The organism is Streptomyces sp. NPDC002773, from assembly GCF_040295605.1.
GTDB lineage: Bacteria > Actinomycetota > Actinomycetes > Streptomycetales > Streptomycetaceae > Streptomyces.
In genome coordinates, this window is the sequence record NZ_JBEOVO010000012.1 from 153,583 (window position 1) to 174,017 (window position 20,435).

Sequence of the window (20,435 nt, forward strand, 5' to 3'; positions counted from 1 at the left end):
AGCCGTCCTACCCCTCGCCGAAGCCCCGCTCCCCCGCGTCCAGCGGCGCGTGCCTCGGCACGGTGACCGTCACCCGCAGGCCGTGCGGCTCGTTCGGGGCGAACGTCAGGCTGCCGCCGCCCGCCGCCAGCAGGACGCGCGTGATGGACAGGCCGAGCCCCGACCCCTTGACGTTCTGGTGCCGGCCGGAGCGCCAGAAGCGGTCGCCCACGCGGGCCAGCTCGTCCTCCGTGAGGCCGGGTCCCTGGTCGGCGACGACGACGGAGACGCTCGACCCGTCCGGAGACACCGCGACCGTGACGGCGACCTCCTCCCCCGCCGGCGTGAATTTCAGCGCGTTGTCGATCACCGCGTCCAGGGCGCTGGACAGGGCCACCGGATCGGCCCAGGCCGTGACCGCCCCGCACTCCCCGGTCAGCAGGACGCCCTTGTCCTCGGCGACCGGCCGCCAGGACACGACCCGCTCGGCGGTGAGCGCGCCGACGTCGACGAGCCGGAGCTCGGCGGCCGCGTGCTCCGCGAGCGCCAGGTCGAGGAGATCGTCGAGGACCTGCGAGAGGCGCTTGCCCTCGGTCCGTACGGAGGCGATCTCCTCGTTGCCTTCGGGGAGCTCCATGGCGAGCAGCTCGATCCGCAGGAGCAGCGCGGCCAGCGGGTTGCGCAGCTGGTGGGAGGCGTCGGCGACGAACGCCCGCTGCTGTTCGAGCGCCTCCTCGACGTTGTCGGCCATCTCGTTGAACGAGAGCGCGAGCCGCCGCAGCTCGGGCGGTCCGCCGGTCGCGGCCACCCGCGAGTTCATGCGTCCGGTGGCGATGTCGTGGGTGACGGAGTCGAGGACGCGGACGGGTCGCAGGACCCAACCGGTGAGCCGGAAGGCGGCACCGACGGCGAGCAGCATGGCGGCGGACTCGCCCGCGAAGATCAGCAGCCAGCCGCGCAGGATGCGGGAACGGAGCTGCCCGGTGGGCGAGTCGGTGACGACGACGGCGACGACGTCCCCGTCCCGGACGACCGGGGAGGCGATGGTGAGCCGTGCGTGCGGCTGCCAGGGCCACACCTGGGGCGGGTCGTGGCTCCGGCGGCCGAGGAGCGCCTCGCGGAAGGCGCGGCGGCCCTCCCCCTCGTACGGGACGACCCAGTCCTCGGGTGCGGCGGCCATGGCGCGGTTGTTGCGGTAGAAGACCCCGGCGCGGATGCCGTACACGTCGTGGTAGCTGGCGAGTTCGCCGCCGAGCGTGACCTGCCGCTCGTCGGTGCCGGGGCTGGTCTCGCTGACGAACTGGGCGAGCGCGGCGAAGCGCGCGGCGTCGTCGAGCCGGTCGACGACGACCCGCTGCTGTTCGGAGGCGGCGAGGCTGGCGGCGAGCGGGAAGCCGAGGGCGAGCAGGACGCCGGCCATCAGGATGATGAGCAGCGGGAGGAGGCGGGTGCGCACGGAGGGGCCGTCCGGCGGTTACGCGGAGGGGGCGACCAGGCGGTAGCCGACGCCCCGCACGGTCTCGATCAGGGCGGGCATCCGCAGCTTGGAGCGCAGGGAGGCGACGTGCACCTCCAGGGTGCGGCCGGTCCCTTCCCAACTGGTGCGCCAGACCTCGCTGATGATCTGTTCGCGGCGGAACACGACTCCGGGGCGCTGGGCGAGGAGGGCGAGCAGGTCGAACTCCTTGCGGGTGAGGGGGACGCTCTCGCCGTTGACGCTGACCCGGCGGGTGGGCAGCTCGATGGTGACGGAGCCGAGCCGCAGCTGGGTTCCGTCGGCGGGCGTGCCGGTGCCCGCCGTGTCCTCGGTGCCGGAGTTGCGCCGACTGACGGCGTGGATGCGGGCGAGGAGCTCGCCGGGGTCGTAGGGCTTGACGACGTAGTCGTCGGCGCCGAGGTTGAGCCCGTGGATCCGGGAGCGTACGTCGCCGCGCGCGGTCACCATGATCACTGGGGTGGTGGTGAGCTTCCTGATGCGGCCGCAGACCTGGTAGCCGTCCTGGTCGGGGAGGCCGAGGTCGAGCAGGATCACCCCGAAGGAGGGGCGCTCGCCCTGGGCGGTGGGCAGGACGGCCTGGAGTGCCTCCTCGCCGTTGCGGGCGTGGGTGACGGCGAAGCCGTGCTTGGCGAGGATCGCGGAGAGGGCGGCGGCGACGTGGTCGTCGTCCTCGACGAGCAGCAGTCGCATGCGTACCTCCTCCGTGCTGATGTGCCGGCGGCGGCTTTACGCGCCGGTAGCGGCTCTCTGTGTACGAGTCTGTGTACCAGGTGGTACCAGGGCATGAACGCCGATCTTCGGGTCTCAGTCAAGTGTCCCCCTGTGACGCCCGCGTTTCCGTTATGCAGCCGGTACGGCCCGGGGCGCCCCGTGCACACAGTGTGTCCGGTTGAGGCCCGATCGTTATCCTCAATTTCCGCTCAGATGTGATGACGGTCATCACAGTGGGTCTCTAGTGTCCTCCCCAACCGAGGAGGACGGAGCAAGAGCCCGATGAGCGGAGAGCCTGTGTCCCAGCCAGTGCCCGGAGGGCCCGAGGACACCCCGCGCGCCGCGGACGACCTGGTCGTACTGTCCGGCGTGAACAAGCACTTCGGCGCGCTGCATGTCCTCCAGGACATCGATCTGACGATCAGCCGCGGCGAGGTCGTGGTCGTCATCGGACCGTCCGGGTCCGGCAAGTCGACGCTGTGCCGCACGATCAACCGGCTGGAGAGCATCGACTCCGGCTCCATCACCATCGACGGCAAGCCGCTGCCCGCGGAGGGCAAGGAGCTGGCCCGGCTGCGGTCGGACGTCGGCATGGTGTTCCAGTCGTTCAACCTCTTCGCGCACAAGACGGTGCTCGAGAACGTGATGCTGGGGCAGATCAAGGTCCGCAAGACGGAGAAGAAGGCCGCCGAGACCAAGGCCCGCACCCTGCTCGACCGGGTCGGGGTCGGCACCCAGGCGGACAAGTACCCGGCTCAGCTCTCCGGCGGTCAGCAGCAGCGGGTGGCGATCGCCCGCGCGCTCGCCATGGATCCGAAGGTCATGCTCTTCGACGAGCCGACCTCGGCCCTCGACCCCGAGATGATCAACGAGGTCTTGGAGGTCATGCAGCAGCTGGCCCGGGACGGGATGACGATGGTGGTCGTCACCCACGAGATGGGCTTCGCGCGCTCCGCCGCCAACCGGGTCGTCTTCATGGCCGACGGCCGGATCGTCGAGCAGGCGACGCCCGAGGAGTTCTTCAGCAACCCGCGCAGCGACCGGGCCAAGGACTTCCTCTCCAAGATCCTTCACCACTGAGCGAGTTCGGGCCTATTCTTCCCAACTCACGCCTAGTAAAGGGACATTCCTCCATGAAGCTTCGCACCACCTCCGCGGCCGCCGCGGCCGCCGCCGTCCTCGCCCTGACCGCCACCGCCTGTGGCAGCGGCTCCGACTCGGGCAGCAACGGTGACAAGATCAACATCGGCATCAAGTTCGACCAGCCCGGTCTGGGTCTGAAGACCCCGGACGGCAAGTACGCCGGCTTCGACGTGGACGTCGCCCGTTACGTCGCCAAGGAGCTCGGCTACGCCGAGGACAAGATCAACTGGAAGCAGGCGCCGAGCGCCGAGCGCGAGAACCTGATCAAGAACGGTGACGTCAAGTTCGTCGTCGCCAGCTACTCGATCAGCGAGAAGCGCCTCAAGGAGGTCGACTTCGCCGGCCCGTACTTCGTGACCCACCAGGACCTGCTGGTGCGCGCCGACGACAGCTCGATCACGAAGGTCGAGGACCTCAACTCCAAGAAGCTCTGCTCGGTCACGGGCTCGACCTCCGCGCAGAACGTCAAGGACAAGCTGGCCCCGAAGGCCGACCTCCAGCAGCTCGGCGGCTACTCCGAGTGCCTGACCGGCCTGGAGAACAAGGCCGTCGACGCGCTCACCACGGACGCCTCCATCCTCGCGGGCTACGCCGCGCAGAAGGAGCACCAGGGCAAGTTCAAGCTCGCCGGCCTCTCCATGAGCGACGAGAACTACGGCATCGGCCTCAAGAAGGGCGACGCCGAACTCAAGGGCAAGATCAACAAGGCCCTGGAGAAGATGGTCTCCGACGGCAGCTGGGACAAGCTCGTCAAGCAGCACTTCGGCCCGTCGGGCTACAAGAACGACCCCGCGCCGAAGATCGCCGGCTGACCCGTCCCGCCCGGTCCGTGACGGCCGCCCCGCTCCTGGGCGGCCGTCGCACCGGCACCGGCCGCTGCCCACGCACCGGCCTCCACACCGACCGACCACCAGGGGAGAGCGCGGGGCATCGTGTTCGACTTTCTTGATTCCGGGCAGTACGACCTGCTCGGCGCCTTCTGGGTGACGGCGAAGCTCGCCCTCTACTCGGCCATCGGCTCGCTGATCTGGGGCACGGCCCTGGTCGCGATGCGGGTCAGCCCGGTCCCGATCATGCGCGGCTTCGCCACCGCGTACGTCAACCTCGTCCGGAACACCCCGCTGACGGTGGTCATCGTCGCCTGCCTGCTGGGCCTCAACCAGACCCTGCTCATCACGCTCGGCGCGGAGCGCTCGGAGGACATCGGCTTCCGGCTCGCGATCCTCGGTCTCGTGGCGTACACCGGCACCTTCGTCTGCGAGGCGCTGCGCTCGGGCATCAACACCGTCCCGCCGGGCCAGGCCGAGGCCGCTCGCGCACTGGGTCTCACCTTCACTCAGGTCCTCACGTTCGTGGTCCTCCCGCAGGCGTTCCGCGCCGCGGTGGCCCCGCTCGCCAACGTCCTGATCGCCCTCACCAAGAACACCACCGTCGCGGCGGCCATCGGCGCCGCCGAGGCGGCGGTCCTGATGAGGGAGATGATCGAGAACGAGGCCGACGCCCTCTTCGTGGTCTTCGGCATCTTCGCCTTCGGCTTCATCGTTCTCACCCTTCCCACCGGTCTGTTCCTGGGCTGGGCGGCCAAGCGACTGGCGGTGAAGCGATGAGTTCCGTCCTGTACGACACACCGGGGCCGCGTGCCAAACGGCGCAACGTCCTCTACACGATCACCTTCCTCGCGGTCCTCGCGCTGGCGGCCTGGTGGGTGCTCACCGCCCTGGCCGACAAGAACCAGCTGGACGCGGACAAGTGGAGTCCGTTCGTCACCGACTCCCAGGTCTGGACGACCTATCTGCTGCCCGGTCTGACCGAGACCCTCAAGGCCGCCGCACTCGCCATCCTGATCGCGCTGCCCCTCGGCGCCCTCCTCGGCATCGGCCGGCTCTCGGACCACCGCTGGGTGCGCGTGCCCGTCGGTGCGGTCGTGGAGTTCTTCCGCGCCATCCCGGTCCTGCTCCTGATGGTGTTCGCGGCCGCCCTGTACCGGGAGTTCACGACGATCAGCTCGGACTTCCGTCCGCTGTACGCCGTCGTCACCGGCCTGGTGCTCTACAACGCCTCGGTGATCGCCGAGGTCGTCCGCGCAGGTGTGCTCTCGCTCCCCCGGGGCCAGGGCGACGCGGCCGAGGCGCTCGGCATGCGCAAGAGCCAGACGATGCTGTACGTCCTGCTGCCGCAGGCCGTGACCGTCATGCTCCCGGCCCTGGTCAGCCAGCTCGTCGTGATCGTCAAGGACACCGCGCTCGGCGGCGCCCTGCTCGGCTTCAACGAACTTCTCAGCCAGAACCGGCAGATCACGGCCAACTACGGCGCCAACACGATCGCCACCCTCGTGGTCATCGCGCTGATCTACATCGCCCTGAACTTCGCCCTGACCAGCTTCGCGAGCTGGCTGGAGAAGCGTCTCCGCCGGGGCAGGAAGTCCCCCACCGTGACGCTCCCCGCCCAGGCGGGAGCCCCCGGAGTACCGATGGAGACGGTCAGCGGCGCCTGACCCCGACGGGGTCCGTGGGACAACAGGGGTGGGCCGGAGCGGTACCGACTTCAGGTCGGCCGCACCGCGCCCACCCCGTCGCTTGACGCAAGCACCCTCAGTGGGTTGCATACGGTCTGTGATCAAGCACCGGGCTCGTGCCACACTCAGCTGTGCTGCCCCCATGACCGTCCGGCCTTCAGGAGCCGCGCCGTGGACCCGGTGATCATCGTGGGCGCGGGGCCGGTCGGTCTCGCGCTCTCCCTCGCGCTCGCCGCGCAGAGCGTGCCCAGCGTCGTCCTCGACGAGGGCTCCGGCAAGGACGAGCCGCGCCCCGCCCGCAGCGTCGTCCTGCGCGCCGACATGGCCGCCATGGTCGAGCGGCTCGGCTGCACCACCCTCCGTGACGAGGGCGTCCGCTGGGTCGGCTGGCGCGGTATGCGCCGCCGCCAGCAGGTGCGGCACCTCGAACTCGACCTGGGGCTCGGCGGTACGGAGGAGTGGTCCGAGGACCCCGCCTCGCCCTCCGCCCCGGCCGCTCCGCTGCACATCCCCCAGCACGCCCTCGCGCGCGGACTGCGCGACGCCATCGCCCACCAGAAGCTCGTCAAGGTCGTCACCGAGGCCCGGCTCGACACCATCGAGCAGGACCGCGACGGGGTCGTCGCCCACACCCGGGGGCCGGAGGGCACCTGGTGGCGCGGCAGCCATCTCGTCGGCTGCGACGGAGCCCGCTCGACCGTACGCAAGCTCCTCGGGATCCGCTTCCCCGGCCGTACGGCGGTGGAACGGCACGCCGTCGCCGCCCTGCGCACCGAACTCCCCTGGCCCGGCGAGGCCCTGCTGCATCGGCAGCCGCCGTGGCGGGGCGCCGCCGACGAGATCTCCGCCCGCCCGCTGCCCGACGGCGTGTGGCGGATCGACTGGCTGCTGCCACCCCGGGGCGACCTCGTCACCCCGGACGCGCTGGTGGCCCGGATCCGCGAGACCCTGGCCGGCTGGTGCGACGGGGTGACACCCCCGTACGAACTCATCGACACCGGCGTGCACACCTTGCACCACCGGCTGGCCCGCCGCTGGCGGGTCGACCGGGTCCTCCTTGCCGGGGACGCGGCCCACCTGCTCGGCGCGGTCGGCACCCAGGGCCTCGACGAGGGGCTCAGGGACGTCGACAACCTCGCCTGGAAGCTCGCCCACACCTGGCACCACGGCGCCCCGGAGCGGCTGCTCGACAGCTACCAGAGCGAGCGGCGCTCGGCCGTCGCCCATCGGCTGCGCGCGGCGGACCAGTCGCTGCCGGTCCTGCGCGGCGGCGGAGGGCTGCGGACCTACCTCCCCGGGGCGGCGCGCGGCCACGACGCCCTGCTGACCGACGGCCATGTGGGGCGCGGCCCGCTCGGCGCGCCCCCCGCCTACCCGCACTCCCCCCTCGCGGCTCCGTACACCGAGGGCCGGACCCCCGTGGGCACCCCGGTGGGCGCCCCGGTCGAGGACGTCCGCGTGACCGCCCCTGACGGCTCGACCGTACGGCTCAGGGACCGGCTCGGTCAGGGCCGCCTCCTGGTGCTCCTGGTCGCACCCGGCACCGGGGTGTGGGACCGGCGCCACTGGCAGGGGGCGGGGATCATGCCCCGGCTCGACGAGGCGGTCGGCGCCCTCCCGGCGAAGGCGGAGATCCTGGTGACCGAGGCGTACCCGGGCGCTCCCGCCCACGCGGTCCTGCTCGTACGGCCCGACGGGCACCTCGTCGCCGCCTTCTCCGGGGTGCGCCCCGAGGAGCTGTACGCGGCGGCGGACGCCGCCCGCGGCGGCACGGCGACGGACGAGGAGGGCGACGAGCCGGGTGACGAGCCGGGCGCGGGGGTGGAAGCCGAGGTGCCCGCCCCGGTACCCGCGGCCGCGAAGGGTGACCGCACGGCGGACATGCATTGATTCCCGCGGGCGCGCATGGTGTACTCCGGAGCGTGACCGACACCGATGTGCGCCTGTGGCGGAGGGTCCATATGGACCTCGTCCGCTATGCGGGCTGCGTGTGTCGCCCGTCCCGCTGACCTCGCCTTCCCCCGCGCGCGCCCCGCAGCCGACGTAGGCACAGTCCTCTCCGCACGTCCGAGTACGTGTCCGCGCACATGACTCATACGTGTCCGCGTCCACGTAAGTGTCCATGTACGTGTGTACGTCCGTGTGCCGTCGCGCGCGCTCTCCGCGAACCTCAGGACGGTCATCCGTGTCACCACACACCCCCGCGCCCAGGACGGCGCCCGCCCCGGCTTCTCCCGCCGCTCCCCCTCCCTCCCACCCGCCGACGGCGGCCGATCTGCTCGACTTCGTCCGGCGTACGGCGGCGAACCGCGCGCTGGTCGACTCCCTGCCGCTCGACCCCGAGGGCCGCACCTGGGTGCGGCTCGAAGGCCCTGGCGGCAGCGAGGCCTGGCTCATCGGCTGGCCGCCCGGCACCGGTACCGGCTGGCACGATCACGCCGAGTCCCTGGGCGCCTTCGCCACCGCGCGCGGCACCCTGACCGAGAACGCGCTCGCCGTCCGGTTGCCGGCGAGCGGCTGGAAGACCCTGGAACTCGCCGACGGCCTCGACCGCTCCCGCCGCCTCGGGCAGGGCGGGGGCCGCGCCTTCGGAACCCACCATGTGCACGAGGTGCTCAACGAGTCCCCGGACACCCACGCGGTGTCCGTGCACGCCTACTATCCGCCGCTCCCGCTGATCCGGCGGTTCAGCCGGACGGGCGCGGTGCTCCGTCTTGAGCAGGTCGAGCGTCCGGAGGACTGGCAGTGAGCGACGAACGCGTCGGCATCGACGAGCTGTTGGAGCGGGTCAGGTCGGGCCTCGACCGGATCGGTCCCCGGGCCGCCCACGAGGCGTACGAGGCGGGTGACGCGCTCCTGGTGGACACGCGCTACGCGGCCCTGCGCGAACGGGACGGGCTGATCCCGGGCGCGCTGGTGGTGGAGCGCAACGAACTGGAATGGCGGCTCGACCCCCGGGGCAGCCACCGGGCGCCGGAGGCGGTCAGCCACGATCTGCGGGTGGTGGTGCTCTGCAACGAGGGTTACGCGTCCTCCCTCGCGGCCGAATCACTGCGCCGCCTGGGCCTTCACCGGGCGACCGACCTGATCGGCGGCTTCCAGGCATGGAAGGCCGAGGGTCTCCCGGTGCTCCCCCCGCACCGCGCCGGACACTCGGACCGCAGCGGACAAGCAGCACCACGCCGGACACCCGCACCGCAACCGACGAGCAGCTCCGAACCCCGGCCGCCCCGGCCCTGACGACGCTCCCCTTCTGGCCCCTCCCCCCCGAGGGGGGTCAGAAGGACTCCTCGTCCAGCCCGTCCGTGTCCTCGCCCTCGGCCTCCAGCGCCTGGCGGACGACGCGGAGGGCCATGCCCTCGGGATACCCCTTGCGGGCGAGCATCCCGGCGAGCCGCCGCAGTCGGCGGTCGCGGTCGAGACCGCGGGTGGCGCGCAGCTTGCGGGCCACGAGCTCGCGCGCCGTGGCCTCCTCCCGCTCGGAGTCGAGCTGCTCCACCGCCTCCTGGATGAGGGTCGGCTCGACGCCCTTGGTCCGCAGCTCGCGGGCGAGGGCCCGGCGGGCGAGGCCCCGGCCGTGGTGGCGGGACTCCACCCAGGCCCCCGCGAAGGCGGCGTCGTCGATGAGCCCGACGTCCTCGAAGCGGGAGAGGACCTCCTCCGCCACCTCGTCGGGGATCTCCCGCTTGCGCAGCGCGTCGGCGAGCTGCTTGCGCGTGCGGGGGGTCCCGGTGAGCAGGCGCAGACAGATCGCCCGCGCCCGCTCAGCCGGATCCTGGGGTGACAGCTCCTTCTCGGCCCTCGACGAGTCGGGGCTGTCACCCGGCCATTCGGTGCGACCGGTCACCGGTTCAGCTCTTGACCGCGGTGGCCTTGGTCGCCTTCGCGGTCTTGCTCGCGGGTGCCGGGACGCTCTTGGCGGCGTCGTCCGCACCGGCCGCGTCCACGGCGGGCGCCGCGTCCGTCGCCGGCTCGGTCTTCGCGGCCTCGGGCCGGACGCCGACGCCCAGCTTCTCCTTGATCTTCTTCTCGATCTCGTCGGCGAGGTCGGGGTTGTCCTTCAGGAAGTTGCGGGCGTTCTCCTTGCCCTGGCCGAGCTGGTCGCCCTCGTACGTGTACCAGGCGCCGGCCTTGCGCACGAAGCCGTGCTCCACGCCCATGTCGATCAGACCGCCCTCGCGGCTGATGCCCTGGCCGTACAGGATGTCGAACTCGGCCTGCTTGAACGGGGGCGCGACCTTGTTCTTGACGACCTTGACGCGGGTGCGGTTGCCGACCGCGTCCGTGCCGTCCTTGAGGGTCTCGATGCGACGGATGTCGAGACGCACCGAGGCGTAGAACTTCAGGGCGCGGCCACCGGTCGTGGTCTCCGGCGAGCCGAACATCACGCCGATCTTCTCGCGGAGCTGGTTGATGAAGATCGCGGTGGTCTTGGACTGGTTGAGCGCGCTGGTGATCTTCCGGAGCGCCTGGCTCATCAGACGGGCCTGGAGACCGACGTGCGAGTCGCCCATCTCACCCTCGATCTCCGCGCGCGGGACGAGCGCGGCGACGGAGTCGATGACGATCAGGTCGAGGGCGCCGGAGCGGACCAGCATGTCGACGATCTCGAGGGCCTGCTCGCCGTTGTCCGGCTGGGACAGGATGAGGTTGTCGATGTCGACGCCGAGCTTCTTGGCGTACTCGGGGTCGAGGGCGTGCTCGGCGTCCACGAAGGCCACCTGGCCGCCGGCCTTCTGGGCATTGGCGACGGCGTGCAGGGTCAGGGTCGTCTTGCCGGAGGACTCCGGCCCGTAGACCTCCACGACACGGCCGCGCGGCAGGCCACCGACGCCGAGGGCGATGTCGAGCGCGGTCGATCCGGTGGAGATCACCTCGATCGGCTCCATGGTGCGGTCGCCCATGCGCATCACGGCGCCCTTGCCGAATTGGCGTTCAATCTGTGCGAGCGCGGCGTCGAGCGCCTTCTCGCGGTCGGTTCCTGCCATGGGTTCCACCCGGTTTGCTTGAGTCGATCGCTTCATGTGAAAGACGCTAACCCCTGCCACTGACAATGGGCCCCGGCGTCCCCTCCAGCCTGTGGACAACTCGCCGGCAGGCCGACGACAAGCCCGCGATTCCAAGGGCCGGACTTCCATGAGAATGGATGTTCGATTTCACTGTCAAGCGCGCCACGCCCGGGGCCCAGACGGGCCGCGTGCGGCCTCGACGCGCCGCCGACGCTCCGCCATGGTGGTCGACGACCGAGTCCCACGCGCCGGTCGCGAGGGGCCGGGTGGAGCGAGGAGGGTCATGACGACGCCGGAGAACACCGCGGAGAAGTTGGGCTTCAAGGCCGGGCAGGTGGTGTACGAACTCGGCTGGGACAACGACGCGCACGACGACCTGCGGGACGGCATCCGGCGGGTGACGGGGCGCGAGGTGCTCGACGAGGACGCGGGCGAGATCGCCGACATGGTCGTCCTGTGGTGGCGCGAAGGTGACGGTGACCTGCCCGACGTCCTGGCGGAGGCCATCGCGCCGACGACGGACGACGGGGTGCTCTGGATCCTCACCCCGATGACCGGCAAGCCCGGACACGTCGAAGCCGACGAGATCGGCGAGGCCGTCGGGACGGCGGGGCTCGCCCTCACGTCGAGCTCGGACGCCGTCGACTGCTGGAGTGGGTACCGGCTGACGCGGCCCCGCACGGCCCCCGCCGAGCCGGTCGGGGGTCAGCACCCCGTCCCGTGATCGCGGGCAGCGGCGCCCGGGCAACGTCAGCGGGTCGGCCCCGGCCGGCAGGATCCCAGCCATCGTGCGCTTTGCCGGAACGGCAAGAACAATTGCCCGTGCCCGTACGGGAGTCGCAACCTGGTCCGGTCAGGGCGACCGCAACCGGGAGGCACACGATGACGACCCATGAAGGCTCCGGGCCCGCGCCGGGCTCCGGTGATCGCACGCCGGTCAACAACCGCGTCCACCATGTGAGCTCCGGCGATCTCGACGGATACGCCGCCATCAGCGGAGGCACGGTCGGCTCGATGAAGCTCTGGATGGGGCTGGTGGAGAACCCGCCACTGAGTTCCACGGACAACCACCACCACGGCGATTCGGAGGCCGGGATCTACGTGGTCAGCGGTCACCCCGTGTTCGTCTTCCACGACGGCACACAGGAGGTGCGGCTCGCCGGCGGCCCGGGTGACTTCTTCCTCGTCCCCCCGTTCGTCCCGCACCGGGAGGAGAACCCCGACCCGGACGAGCCCGCGGTCGTCGTGATCGCTCGGACCACCCAGGAGCCGGTCAAGGTCTCCGTACCCGCGCTGTACCGCCTCGAGGAGACGGCGGGCCCACCGTCGAACCGGTCGGCGCCGTAGGGACCGAAGGGCGCTTCCCGGTCCTCACGATCGCCTCGTCCGCGCGGGGTTCGGGAGCGCCGTCCACAAGTCCCCGCCGCCGTCCGGGTCAGGGTCGAGCCGCATCAGGGTGAGCGCCTTCGCCGGGAGCGGCTCCGTCCGCAGGGCGTGCAGGTCCGCGGTGGGGGCGAGGCCCCGGGTGGCCGCCTCCAGGACGGTGCCGAGGGTCGGCGCGTCGCCGGCCAGCGGGCCGAGCGCCCCCGTGACCAGGCTGCCGAGGACCTTGCGGCGCAGCGCGGCCGGGTCGTCGTTCAGGAGCCGGCCGCTCAGGTGCGGGGCCGGGATGCCGTGTCGGGCCAGACGGGCGGGGCTGATGCGGATGTCGGCGAGGTCCCGGTAGACGAGACGCTTCGTCCGACCGTCGGCGTCGACGACGGCCAGCAGGTTCTGGCCGTGCGCCTCCAGAGCCACCCCGAGGTCGAGCAGGTCCAGGCAGGCGCCGAGGGCGAGGCGCGCGAACTCCACGACCCGGCCGAGCCGTTCGTCCGGCGCGTGGTCCGCGAGGAGCGCGGGAAGGACGGCGGCCGGTACGACCCGCTCCCCGGCCGCCGTGTCCGCGTGGACGCGCGGTGCCTCGCGCAGGAGCGCCGCCAGGTCGGCGTTTCCCGCCCCCGCCACCGCGAGCGTCCGCGCGATGCGCAGCCGCCCGTCGAGACGGCGTACGAGCCGCTCGACGAAGTCGGACGTCGCCACGGCGTGGGTGACGGTGTACGCCGAGATGTCCCGCACGGTCGAGGTGAGCCGCGTGCTCAGCGACGTCTTGACGTGCGTGTCCCCGCCGATGTCGAGCGTACGCAGCGACAGGAGCGGGTGCGCGGACGGACCGGGAAGCAGCGGCAGGCCGGTCAGGACGTGCTCGGCCTGCCAGGGGTGGACGGGGATCAGCACGGCGGTGCCGTCGCGCAGCTCTCCGGGCCACTCCCCCGAGACCGCCGCGCCCTCGACCGCGGCAAGACGCAGGGCGACCACGGGCCGGTGCTCCGGCGCGTACGCCAGCTGCTCGGCGGCGGAGAACCCGGGCCGGGAGCGGCAGCCCGGGTGATACGGATGCCCGTCGGTCTCCGTCTGCTCCCACTCCCAGGGGTGGGCCGGCGGGGCCGTTCGCCGGGGCGCCGTGCGCGAGAGGGCCAGCGACGCGACGCTGTGGTCGAGCTCGGCGGCCAGTCGACCGCCCCGCGGGACGGCCAGGGCGGCCACCAGCTCAGCCGGATGGTCGTACCGGACCCCGGCCAGGTCGAGCCCGGTCACCGAGGCCGCCGTCGCCCACGGATCGGAGAGCGGACCGCGCAGCCGCCGCCCGTCGTCCAGGCGGAGGGTGACACCTTCGCGGCCGGCCGTGCGGGCGGCGACCCAGGGCAGCGGCTCGTGGACGAGGCCGCGCCACAACCGGGTCAGCACCGCGGCCCTGGCGCCCGGAAGTCCCGCGGCGTACGCGGCCGTGAGCCCGGGCCGGACCAGCTCGAGCTCGGCGGCGAGGGTCCGCTCCGCGACGGTTCGGCACATGCGGCTGTTCTATCGCAGTCGCGTGCGATCCACACCTAACGCGATCCGTACATACCGGGATCCGTACCTACCGCATTCCGCACATACTGATGTCGATGGACACACTCACGCGGACCGCGGACGCGCTGGCCGTGACGCCCCTGCTCAACTGCCTGCTCCGCGAGGCCACGACCCCGGCGACGGACCCGGCCACGGACCCCGCCTCCCCACCCCCCGCCCCCGAGTACACCGTCCACCGCCTCCGCACCAGCGGCCGGCTCCTCCGTGTCCGCCCCGGTCACCGCCCCTCCGGCGCCGAGCTGTGGACGGGGCTCACCTGGCGGCCCCTGCGCCACGCCGGGCTCGTCGACCTCGCCGTCCAGGAGATGCACGCCTCCACCGGCCGCCCCAACCCCGCCCTGGCCGCCGAGATGGCCGCCAGCCGTACCGCGGTCAGGGCGATGCTCGACGCGCGCGCCCGTACGGCCCCGCCCGAGGACCCCTGGCTCCGCTCCGAACAGGCGCTGGTCATGGGCCACCCGTGCCACCCGGCCCCCAAGGCACGCACCTGCGACGGCCCCCCTGCCGCCTGGCTGCGCTACGCGCCCGAGGCGTACGCCCAGTTCCCGCTCGTGCTGCTCGGCGTGCGCGACGACGCGGTCGTCGAGGACGGCGACACCGGGGCCCTGGACGCCCTCGGCGAGGCTCCGCCCGGCTTCCGCCTGCTGCCCGCCCACCCCTGGCAGCTCGAACTGTCCGGCCGGGCCACGCGCGTGCGTGCCGCGTTCGCCGAGGGCCGTCTCATCCGGCTGGGCGTCACGCCCCGGCCCGCGCGGCCGACGGCCTCGGTGCGCACGCTGCACCTCCCGGGCGACGGAACACGGGACGGCGGGGACCTGTTCCTGAAGTTCAGCCTGGACGTCCGGATCACCAACGACGTCCGCCGGATGCGCCGCCACGAACTGCTCCACGTGCGCCGCACGGACCCGCTGGTCGCCGCCGCCTTCGCCGCCATGGACGGCCCGGCGGCCTGGCTGAGCGACCGCGGCTACCGCACGGTGGACGGCCTCTTCGAGACCTGCGCCGTCGTCGTCCGGGACGGCCTCGACCGGCACCTGGCCCCCGGCTCGACCGCCGTCCTCGCCGCCGCGCTCGCCGAGGGCTTCCACGGCAACCCCCTCGACCGGATCGACGATCCCCGGCCCTGGTGGTCGGCGTATCTGCGGTGTGTCGTGGCCCCCGTCCTCGAGGCGTTCGCCCGCTTCGGCGTCGTCGTGGAGTGCCACCTGCAGAACACGCTGATCGCCGTGGACGCGCACGGCGTCCCGGTCCAGTCCGTCTTCCGTGACGCGGAGGGCGCGAAAACGATCCCTCAGATGCCCCGCGCCGCCGCCTGGCGGAGACTCGTCTACTGCCTCGTCGTCAACAACCTCTCCGAGATCGCCGGCGCCCTCATCCACCGCTTCCCGGGATCCGCCCCAGCCCTGTGGGCCCTGGCCCGCGCCGAGTTCCAGCGGTGCGGGCGGCTGCCGGCGCTCCCCGACGTCAAGGAACTGCTCGACTCCCCCACCCTCCCCGGCAAGGCCAACCTGCTCTCCCGCTGGATCGGCGCGGAGGCGACCGCCCCCCACTACCTCCCCGTGCCCAACCCCCTCACGGAACGGGCCCACTTCTAGGGTCCACCGCCCCGCGACGCACCCCCGCCTATCCTCCGACGCATGTCCCACCCCCTCCGTGCCCCCGGCGGGCGTCTGTCGCCGCGGGCCGCAGACGCCCTCGTGGCGGGTGTCGTCCTGCTCGTCGTGGCCGTCTGGACGCTCGTCTCCGCGCGGTAAGCGAACGAGCCGGGCGTCCGTACGGTGTTCGGCTGGATGCTCGTCCCGGCCGGGTGCGGGGCGCTGTACTTCCGGCGGCGGCAGCCGGTCGCGCTCGCCGTCGCCACCCTGCTGGCGTCGCAACTCGGGGAGTACGCGCGCGTGGGCCGGCGCAACCCGTGGGGTACGGCCGGTGTCCACCCGGGGGTGACGCCGGGCCGCTGACCGTACGCCGACGCTGTACGGGTGAACCAGGACGTACTCGATCTCGCGCGGCTGCAGTTCGCCCTCACGGCGGGCGGCCACTTCCTCTTCGTCGCCCTCACCCTGGGGCTCGCGACGGTCGTCGCCGTGCTCCAGACGAAGGCCACGTTCGACTAGAGGCCGCTGGACGCGCGCATGGTGGATCATCCGGGACGCGGGCCTCTGGTCACGCGGCCGGGGCCCCGGCGCGCGCTGGCGCGCGGCCTGCGACGGGGCCGTGACCTGCGGGAGCTGGGCCGTCGCGCCCTCCTGGGGGTGGCTGCTCGCGGCCCTCCCCACCGGGCGGCCGTACGCGCCGGCGACCGGCCCCACGGGCGTCCTCACCGCGCTCGCCGTGGCCGCTCTGTTCTCCGCGCACGGGCTGGGTTTCGCCACCCTGCGGCTCACCGGACTGCCGTACGAGCGGGCCCGCCGGCTCGTCGGTCACGCCGGGCGCCCCTGGCAGTCCTTCGCGCTCACCGCGGTCCTGATGGGCGGGCTGCCGCTCTGGGCGGGGACCGCCCTCCCGCTGGCCGAACGGGCGGCCGCCCCCGGCACGCTCGCTCTGCTCGTGCCCGCCCTGCTGTGCGTCACCCCGCTGCTCGTGGCCGTTCAGGCGTGGATCCGGCACACCTTCCGGCACCGGGTCACCCGGCCTTCGTACCTCTGAGCCGCGAGTTCAGGAATCCTCGGGCCCGCCGGTCTCCTTCTTGTGGTGCAGGGCCTTCTGCAACCGGGCCACCACTGCCTCGCCGTATCTGCGATGGCCGTGGACGCGGGGGTCGTCCGTCACGTCGTACCGCTTCACATAGGCACCGAGGAAGGCCTGGAGGGTGGCGACGGCCGGGATGGCGATCAGCGCGCCGACGGCGCCGAGCAGCGCCGTGCCCGCGATGACCGAGCCGAAGGCCACCGCCGGGTGGATGTCCACCGTCTTGGAGGTGAGCTTCGGCTGGAGCACGTAGTTCTCGAACTGCTGGTAGACCACGACGAAGCAGAGCACCCAGAGCGCGTACCAGGGGTTGACGGTGAAGGCGATCAGCATCGGCAGCGCGCCGGCCAGATAGGTGCCGATGGTCGGGATGAACTGGGAGACCAGGCCGACCCACACCGCGAGCGCGGGCGCGTACGGCACGTCCAGGATCTCGAAGAGCACGAAGTGCGCGAAGCCCGAGATGAGGGCCATGAGACCGCGCGAGTAGAGGTAGCCGCCTGTCTTGTCGACCGCGATCTCCCAGGCCCGCAGCACCTCGGTCTGCCGGGCGGGCGGCAGGACGGAGCAGAGCGCGCGCCGCAGCCGGGGCCCGTCGGCCGCGAAGTAGAACGAGAACAGGAAGATCATCAGGAGGCGGAACAGGCCACCCAGTACGGTGGCGGAGACGTCGAGCACGCCGGCCGCGCTGTTCTGCACGTACTTCTGCAGCCAGTCGGAGCTCAGGACGCTGTCCTGGACCTCGACCCGCGACAGGTCGGTGTGGAAGCTCTGGTTGATCCACTTGATCACCGAGTCGAGGTACTTGGGGAAGTTCTCGACCATGTCCACGATCTGGCCGGCGAGCATCGACCCCAGCAGGACGACGAATCCGACGCTGAAGACCAGGACGGCGAGGAAGACGAGGAAGGTGGCGAGGCCGCGGCGCATCCCCCGGGCCGCCATGCGGCCGACCGCCGGTTCGATGGCGAGGGCGAGGAAGAAGGCGAGCAGGATGTTGACGAGGAGGCCGATGAGCTGGTGGAACGCCCAGCTGCCCAGCTGGAAGCAGGCGTAGAGCGCGAGCGCGAGGACGAGCGCGCGTGGCAGCCAGCGCGGCATCCTGGCGGCCGGAGCGGCGGGCACGGACACCGGACCGCCGTCGTCACCTCCGCCACCGCCCTCGCCACTTCTACCGGCTGAGGTCACGGGAGCAGTCGATGCCGTCGAAGCGGTCGTCGCCGTCGGGTCGGTCGGTTCAGTCGGTTCGATGTCGTCAGTCGGGGCCACCCCGCCAGTCTCGCGCACCGCACGGACATTCCACCCGGGACCCCGCACATCCCCGCCGGACACCCGGCCCGAGCCGAGTGCCGCCGGGCCGATCGGGAGCGGGTCGGTCCGGCGCCGCCGTCCCGTCAGCGCTTGTCGGCCGGCACGTCGACGGCCGCGCAGACGGCCCGCCACACGTCCTTCGCCTCCCAGCCGGCGTCCAACGCCTCGCGTACCGTCCGGCCCCCGAGCTCCGCCATCACATGGTCCCGCGCGAAGGACTCGGCATAGGACGCACCGAAGTGGTCCGCCATCCGCTCCCAGAAAATCGTCAACCGCATGACCCCAGTATCCCGCTCCCAAGAGTGAGCCCGCTCCGTAGGCCTTGCCACCGGGTCCTTCCGCCCTACGGTCGGACCATGGCCGAAAAACCCCGCTCCTCCCCGCCCGCGACCCCCCTGGCCCGCGCCGAGCATTTCGTCTGGCTGACGGCCCGTGTCCTCGAACAGCGCAGGTTCGCCTACCACTTCCTGCGCGGCGGCGCGGATCAGGTCGAGACGGCCCTCGCCGCGTACCTCAACGAGGACGGCGGGTACGGTCACGCGCTCGAACCCGATCTGCGCGGGCCGGTCAGCCAGCCCCTGCACACCGCGCACGCGCTGCGGGTCCTGGACTCCATCGGCCGCTGCGGCGGGCTGCGCGTGGAGCGGATCTGCCGCTACCTCACCGAGGTGTCCACCCACGACGGCGCGCTCCCGGCGATCCATCCGTCGCAGCGCGCCTACCCGTCGGCGCCGTTCTTGACGGTCGTCGACCTCCCGCCGAGCGCGCTGCTCTCGACCGGCCCGGTGGTCGGGCTCCTGCACCGCAACCAGGTGTGGCACGCGTGGCTGTTCCGGGCCACCGAGTTCTGCTGGTCGGCCGTGGAGTCGCTGGAGAAGTCCCACCCGTACGAGATCGAGGCCGCCGTCGCCTTCCTGGACGGGGCCCCGGACCGCTCGCGCGCGGAAGCCGCCGCCGACCGCCTCGGCCGTCTGGTCCGCGAGCAGCGGCTCGCCGTCCTGGACCCCGACCGGCAGGACGACTATCCCCTGCCCGACGGGTACGCGCCCGGTGAGCTGCACTTCCCGCACGACTACGCGCGCGTGCCGGACTCGCTGGCCGCTCGCTGGTTCACGGAGGAGGAGATGGCCCGTTCCCTCGACCGGCTCGCCGCCGACCAGGAGGAGGACGGCGGCTGGCCGATCCGCTGGCGCGCCTGGGCCCCCGGCTCGGCCCTGGAATGGCGGCCGATCGTCACCGTCGAAGCTCTGCGCACCCTGCGTGCCCACGGCCGCCCGGTCGCCTGACCCGGGGCGGGCGGCGCCGTGGTTCGCCCTACCCCTCCGCCGTGGTCCGCCCTACCCCTCCGCGGGGTCCGCCCTACCCCTCCGCGGGGTTCGCCCTACCCCTCCGGGGCATCGCGCAGGAGGAGGGCCGCGAGGGCGGTGGCCGTGCCCCTGGGTGTCGCCAGGTCGATGCCGGTGCGTTCGGCGGTCCTGGCGAGCCGGTTGTCGACGGTGTTGGGGTGCAGCCCGAGCGCGGCGGCCGTGGCGCGCCGGTCCTGCCCGTGGGCGAGGTGGACGCGGAGGGTCTCCAGGAGCTCCGGGCGGTCGGCGACGGGGTCGAGGAGGGCGGCGATCCGCCGGCCGCTCTCCCCGGGCCGGGACAGGTGGTACTCCAGGAGCACGTCGTCGAGCCGGTGCAGTCCTGGCGGCAGTCCGCAGCCGGCGGCGACCCGCAGGACCTCCCCGGCGGTACGGGCGGCCCCCGGCACCTCGCCCGGGCCCCCGGCGGGCACGACGGCGACCCGCAGCGCGGTCCCCGCGGCCTGGGAGAGCCGCCGCGCCAGGTCCTCGGGCGGTTCCGCGGCACCGGGCACGATCGCCCGCCCCGGCTCCGTACCGCTGTCGAGGAGGGCGGGCACCTCCATGCCGAAGCAGTGGTCGAGCGCGGTCTGGACGCGGCGCAGCCGCCGCCGGGCCGCCACCTCGCCCTCGTCGGGCGCGGCGACGGCACCGACGGCGAGCACGAGGCAGGGCCCGTCGAGGCCGAACGGGACGGTCGCGAGCCGGGCCGCGGGAAGCGTCCCGTCGAGGAGCCCGCGCAGCAGGGAACGGCGCTGGGCCCACCGTTCCGCCTCCAGGGCCGAACGCTCGTCGAGGTACCTCTCCGCGACGCCGCCGACGACGGCCGGCTGGGACGCGAAGAGCAGGTCGGCGAGTTCGACGAGGGCCGCCTCCTCGCCGGGTGCCGTCACCTCGCGCAGCGCCTGCCACAGCATGTACGCGCCGAGGCTGTGGCTGCGCAGGAGCAGGTGGAGCGGCATCCCCTCCTCGGCGCGCTGCGCGGCCCGCTCGCGGAACAGCCGCATGGCGCCGGGCTCGCCGGGCTCGGGCGCGAGGGCACGGCGGAGGAAGAGCCGTACTCCGTGGCGTACGGTCGCCGCGATCTCCACGTCCTTCATCTCGTCGGGCAGCCGGTCGTAGCCGGGCAGTCCGGCGAAGGAGTCCCTGGACATCCTGCGCGCCAGCTCGTTCACGCGGGCCTCGCAGCGCAGTGCGAGCGCCCGGGCCGCCTCGGAGACCTCCGGCACGACCGTCCCTCCTGTCCTCCCGTCCCCGGGTGTGACGGGTCACAGTACTCGGCCCCGAAA

22 protein-coding genes and 1 pseudogene are annotated in these 20,435 nt (G+C 72.6%); 15 read left to right on the top strand and 8 right to left on the bottom strand.

Translation table 11 applies throughout. The annotated features are described in order from the left end of the window. Positions 1-7: 7 nt before the first annotated feature. Together ABT034_RS17340 and ABT034_RS17345 are read right to left on the bottom strand one after the other, a co-directional pair. Positions 8-1,435, bottom strand: coding sequence for a sensor histidine kinase (locus ABT034_RS17340; protein WP_351215946.1), 1,428 nt, complete (start codon positions 1,433-1,435; stop codon positions 8-10). 18 nt (positions 1,436-1,453) lie between these two features. Beyond that, positions 1,454-2,167 (bottom strand): response regulator transcription factor, encoded by a 714-nt coding sequence (locus tag ABT034_RS17345; protein ID WP_351215948.1) that lies wholly within the window; start codon positions 2,165-2,167, stop codon positions 1,454-1,456. 303 nt (positions 2,168-2,470) lie between these two features. On the opposite strand from ABT034_RS17345, the gene ABT034_RS17350 reads away from it, so the two are divergent. From ABT034_RS17350 to ABT034_RS17385, 8 genes and pseudogenes are all read left to right on the top strand, one after another. Continuing rightward, complete coding sequence (locus ABT034_RS17350) at positions 2,471-3,268, top strand: amino acid ABC transporter ATP-binding protein (protein WP_351215950.1); 798 nt, start codon at positions 2,471-2,473, stop codon at positions 3,266-3,268. 53 nt (positions 3,269-3,321) lie between these two features. Beyond that, complete coding sequence (locus ABT034_RS17355) at positions 3,322-4,143, top strand: glutamate ABC transporter substrate-binding protein (protein ID WP_351215952.1); 822 nt, start codon at positions 3,322-3,324, stop codon at positions 4,141-4,143. Positions 4,144-4,263: 120 nt separating this feature from the next. Beyond that, on the top strand, positions 4,264-4,938 hold the full coding sequence (locus tag ABT034_RS17360) for an amino acid ABC transporter permease (protein WP_351215954.1): 675 nt from the start codon (positions 4,264-4,266) through the stop codon (positions 4,936-4,938). Continuing rightward, positions 4,935-5,825 carry an amino acid ABC transporter permease gene (locus ABT034_RS17365; protein WP_351215956.1) on the top strand — a complete coding sequence of 297 codons (891 nt, stop codon included), beginning with the start codon at positions 4,935-4,937 and terminating at the stop codon, positions 5,823-5,825. The genes ABT034_RS17360 and ABT034_RS17365 overlap by 4 nt, the downstream gene beginning before the upstream one ends. Positions 5,826-6,017: 192 nt before the next feature. After that, positions 6,018-7,736: an FAD-dependent monooxygenase gene (locus tag ABT034_RS17370; protein ID WP_351215958.1), complete on the top strand. Its 1,719-nt coding sequence runs from the start codon at positions 6,018-6,020 to the stop codon at positions 7,734-7,736. Positions 7,737-7,783: 47 nt separating this feature from the next. Beyond that, complete coding sequence (locus tag ABT034_RS17375) at positions 7,784-7,855, top strand: putative leader peptide (RefSeq protein ID WP_311136958.1); 72 nt, start codon at positions 7,784-7,786, stop codon at positions 7,853-7,855. Positions 7,856-7,968: 113 nt separating this feature from the next. Further along, positions 7,969-8,595 carry a cupin domain-containing protein gene (locus ABT034_RS17380; protein ID WP_502972962.1) on the top strand — a complete coding sequence of 209 codons (627 nt, stop codon included), beginning with the start codon at positions 7,969-7,971 and terminating at the stop codon, positions 8,593-8,595. Continuing rightward, positions 8,592-8,978, top strand: a pseudogene (locus tag ABT034_RS17385) (rhodanese-like domain-containing protein); the annotation flags it as partial. The gene ABT034_RS17380 and the pseudogene ABT034_RS17385, both read left to right, overlap by 4 nt. A gap of 145 nt (positions 8,979-9,123) precedes the next feature. On the opposite strand, the gene recX reads toward ABT034_RS17385, so the two are convergent. Together recX and recA are read right to left on the bottom strand one after the other, a co-directional pair. Next, complete coding sequence (recX, locus tag ABT034_RS17390; RefSeq protein WP_351215962.1) at positions 9,124-9,693, bottom strand: recombination regulator RecX; 570 nt, start codon at positions 9,691-9,693, stop codon at positions 9,124-9,126. A 4-nt stretch (positions 9,694-9,697) separates the two neighbouring features. Further along, entirely contained in the window at positions 9,698-10,834 is a 1,137-nt protein-coding gene (gene recA, locus ABT034_RS17395; RefSeq protein ID WP_351215964.1) for a recombinase RecA, read from the bottom strand. A 304-nt stretch (positions 10,835-11,138) separates the two neighbouring features. On the opposite strand from recA, the gene ABT034_RS17400 reads away from it, so the two are divergent. Together ABT034_RS17400 and ABT034_RS17405 are read left to right on the top strand one after the other, a co-directional pair. Continuing rightward, a complete protein-coding gene (locus tag ABT034_RS17400) occupies positions 11,139-11,579 on the top strand; it encodes a DUF3052 domain-containing protein (RefSeq protein ID WP_351215966.1) in 441 nt (146 codons plus the stop codon). A 158-nt stretch (positions 11,580-11,737) separates the two neighbouring features. After that, complete coding sequence (locus ABT034_RS17405; protein WP_351215968.1) at positions 11,738-12,202, top strand: cupin domain-containing protein; 465 nt, start codon at positions 11,738-11,740, stop codon at positions 12,200-12,202. A 24-nt stretch (positions 12,203-12,226) separates the two neighbouring features. On the opposite strand, the gene ABT034_RS17410 is transcribed toward ABT034_RS17405, so the two are convergent. Next, on the bottom strand, positions 12,227-13,744 hold the full coding sequence (locus ABT034_RS17410) for an IucA/IucC family protein (protein WP_351215970.1): 1,518 nt from the start codon (positions 13,742-13,744) through the stop codon (positions 12,227-12,229). A gap of 89 nt (positions 13,745-13,833) precedes the next feature. Between ABT034_RS17410 and ABT034_RS17415 the strand changes: the two genes are divergently transcribed. The 4 genes from ABT034_RS17415 (at position 13,834) to ABT034_RS17430 (ending at position 16,450) form a co-directional block, all read left to right on the top strand. Next, entirely contained in the window at positions 13,834-15,399 is a 1,566-nt protein-coding gene (locus tag ABT034_RS17415) for an IucA/IucC family protein (RefSeq protein ID WP_351215972.1), read from the top strand. A 195-nt stretch (positions 15,400-15,594) separates the two neighbouring features. Beyond that, the gene (locus ABT034_RS17420; protein WP_351215974.1) at positions 15,595-15,762 is read left to right on the top strand and encodes a hypothetical protein; all 168 of its coding nucleotides are present in this window, start codon (positions 15,595-15,597) and stop codon (positions 15,760-15,762) included. A gap of 21 nt (positions 15,763-15,783) precedes the next feature. Next, the gene (locus ABT034_RS17425) at positions 15,784-15,918 is read left to right on the top strand and encodes a cytochrome ubiquinol oxidase subunit I (protein WP_351215976.1); all 135 of its coding nucleotides are present in this window, start codon (positions 15,784-15,786) and stop codon (positions 15,916-15,918) included. 28 nt (positions 15,919-15,946) lie between these two features. After that, complete coding sequence (locus ABT034_RS17430) at positions 15,947-16,450, top strand: cytochrome d ubiquinol oxidase subunit II (RefSeq protein WP_351216033.1); 504 nt, start codon at positions 15,947-15,949, stop codon at positions 16,448-16,450. A 9-nt stretch (positions 16,451-16,459) separates the two neighbouring features. Here ABT034_RS17430 and ABT034_RS17435 read toward each other — a convergent pair whose 3' ends face one another. Both ABT034_RS17435 and ABT034_RS17440 read right to left on the bottom strand, forming a co-directional pair. Continuing rightward, positions 16,460-17,680: an AI-2E family transporter gene (locus ABT034_RS17435; protein ID WP_502972963.1), complete on the bottom strand. Its 1,221-nt coding sequence runs from the start codon at positions 17,678-17,680 to the stop codon at positions 16,460-16,462. Positions 17,681-17,886: 206 nt separating this feature from the next. Continuing rightward, a complete protein-coding gene (locus ABT034_RS17440) occupies positions 17,887-18,081 on the bottom strand; it encodes a DUF3046 domain-containing protein (RefSeq protein WP_041662943.1) in 195 nt (64 codons plus the stop codon). A gap of 78 nt (positions 18,082-18,159) precedes the next feature. Between ABT034_RS17440 and ABT034_RS17445 the strand changes: the two genes are divergently transcribed. After that, on the top strand, positions 18,160-19,089 hold the full coding sequence (locus ABT034_RS17445) for a hypothetical protein (protein WP_351215978.1): 930 nt from the start codon (positions 18,160-18,162) through the stop codon (positions 19,087-19,089). Positions 19,090-19,184: 95 nt separating this feature from the next. Here ABT034_RS17445 and ABT034_RS17450 read toward each other — a convergent pair whose 3' ends face one another. Next, complete coding sequence (locus tag ABT034_RS17450; RefSeq protein WP_351215980.1) at positions 19,185-20,375, bottom strand: PucR family transcriptional regulator; 1,191 nt, start codon at positions 20,373-20,375, stop codon at positions 19,185-19,187. Between the last annotated feature and the right edge of the window lie 60 nt (positions 20,376-20,435).

Coding starts and splice junctions, on each gene's coding strand:
- recA (WP_351215964.1), bottom strand. CDS start 10,834: ATGGCAGGAACCGACCGCGAGAAGGCGCTCGACGCCGCGCTCGCACAG.
- ABT034_RS17345 (WP_351215948.1), bottom strand. CDS start 2,167: ATGCGACTGCTGCTCGTCGAGGACGACGACCACGTCGCCGCCGCCCTC.
- ABT034_RS17380 (WP_502972962.1), top strand. CDS start 7,969: ATGTACGTGTGTACGTCCGTGTGCCGTCGCGCGCGCTCTCCGCGAACC.
- ABT034_RS17350 (WP_351215950.1), top strand. CDS start 2,471: ATGAGCGGAGAGCCTGTGTCCCAGCCAGTGCCCGGAGGGCCCGAGGAC.
- ABT034_RS17440 (WP_041662943.1), bottom strand. CDS start 18,081: ATGCGGTTGACGATTTTCTGGGAGCGGATGGCGGACCACTTCGGTGCG.
- ABT034_RS17355 (WP_351215952.1), top strand. CDS start 3,322: ATGAAGCTTCGCACCACCTCCGCGGCCGCCGCGGCCGCCGCCGTCCTC.
- ABT034_RS17445 (WP_351215978.1), top strand. CDS start 18,160: ATGGCCGAAAAACCCCGCTCCTCCCCGCCCGCGACCCCCCTGGCCCGC.
- ABT034_RS17410 (WP_351215970.1), bottom strand. CDS start 13,744: ATGTGCCGAACCGTCGCGGAGCGGACCCTCGCCGCCGAGCTCGAGCTG.
- ABT034_RS17400 (WP_351215966.1), top strand. CDS start 11,139: ATGACGACGCCGGAGAACACCGCGGAGAAGTTGGGCTTCAAGGCCGGG.
- ABT034_RS17420 (WP_351215974.1), top strand. CDS start 15,595: ATGCTCGTCCCGGCCGGGTGCGGGGCGCTGTACTTCCGGCGGCGGCAG.
- ABT034_RS17415 (WP_351215972.1), top strand. CDS start 13,834: ATGTCGATGGACACACTCACGCGGACCGCGGACGCGCTGGCCGTGACG.
- ABT034_RS17405 (WP_351215968.1), top strand. CDS start 11,738: ATGACGACCCATGAAGGCTCCGGGCCCGCGCCGGGCTCCGGTGATCGC.
- ABT034_RS17365 (WP_351215956.1), top strand. CDS start 4,935: ATGAGTTCCGTCCTGTACGACACACCGGGGCCGCGTGCCAAACGGCGC.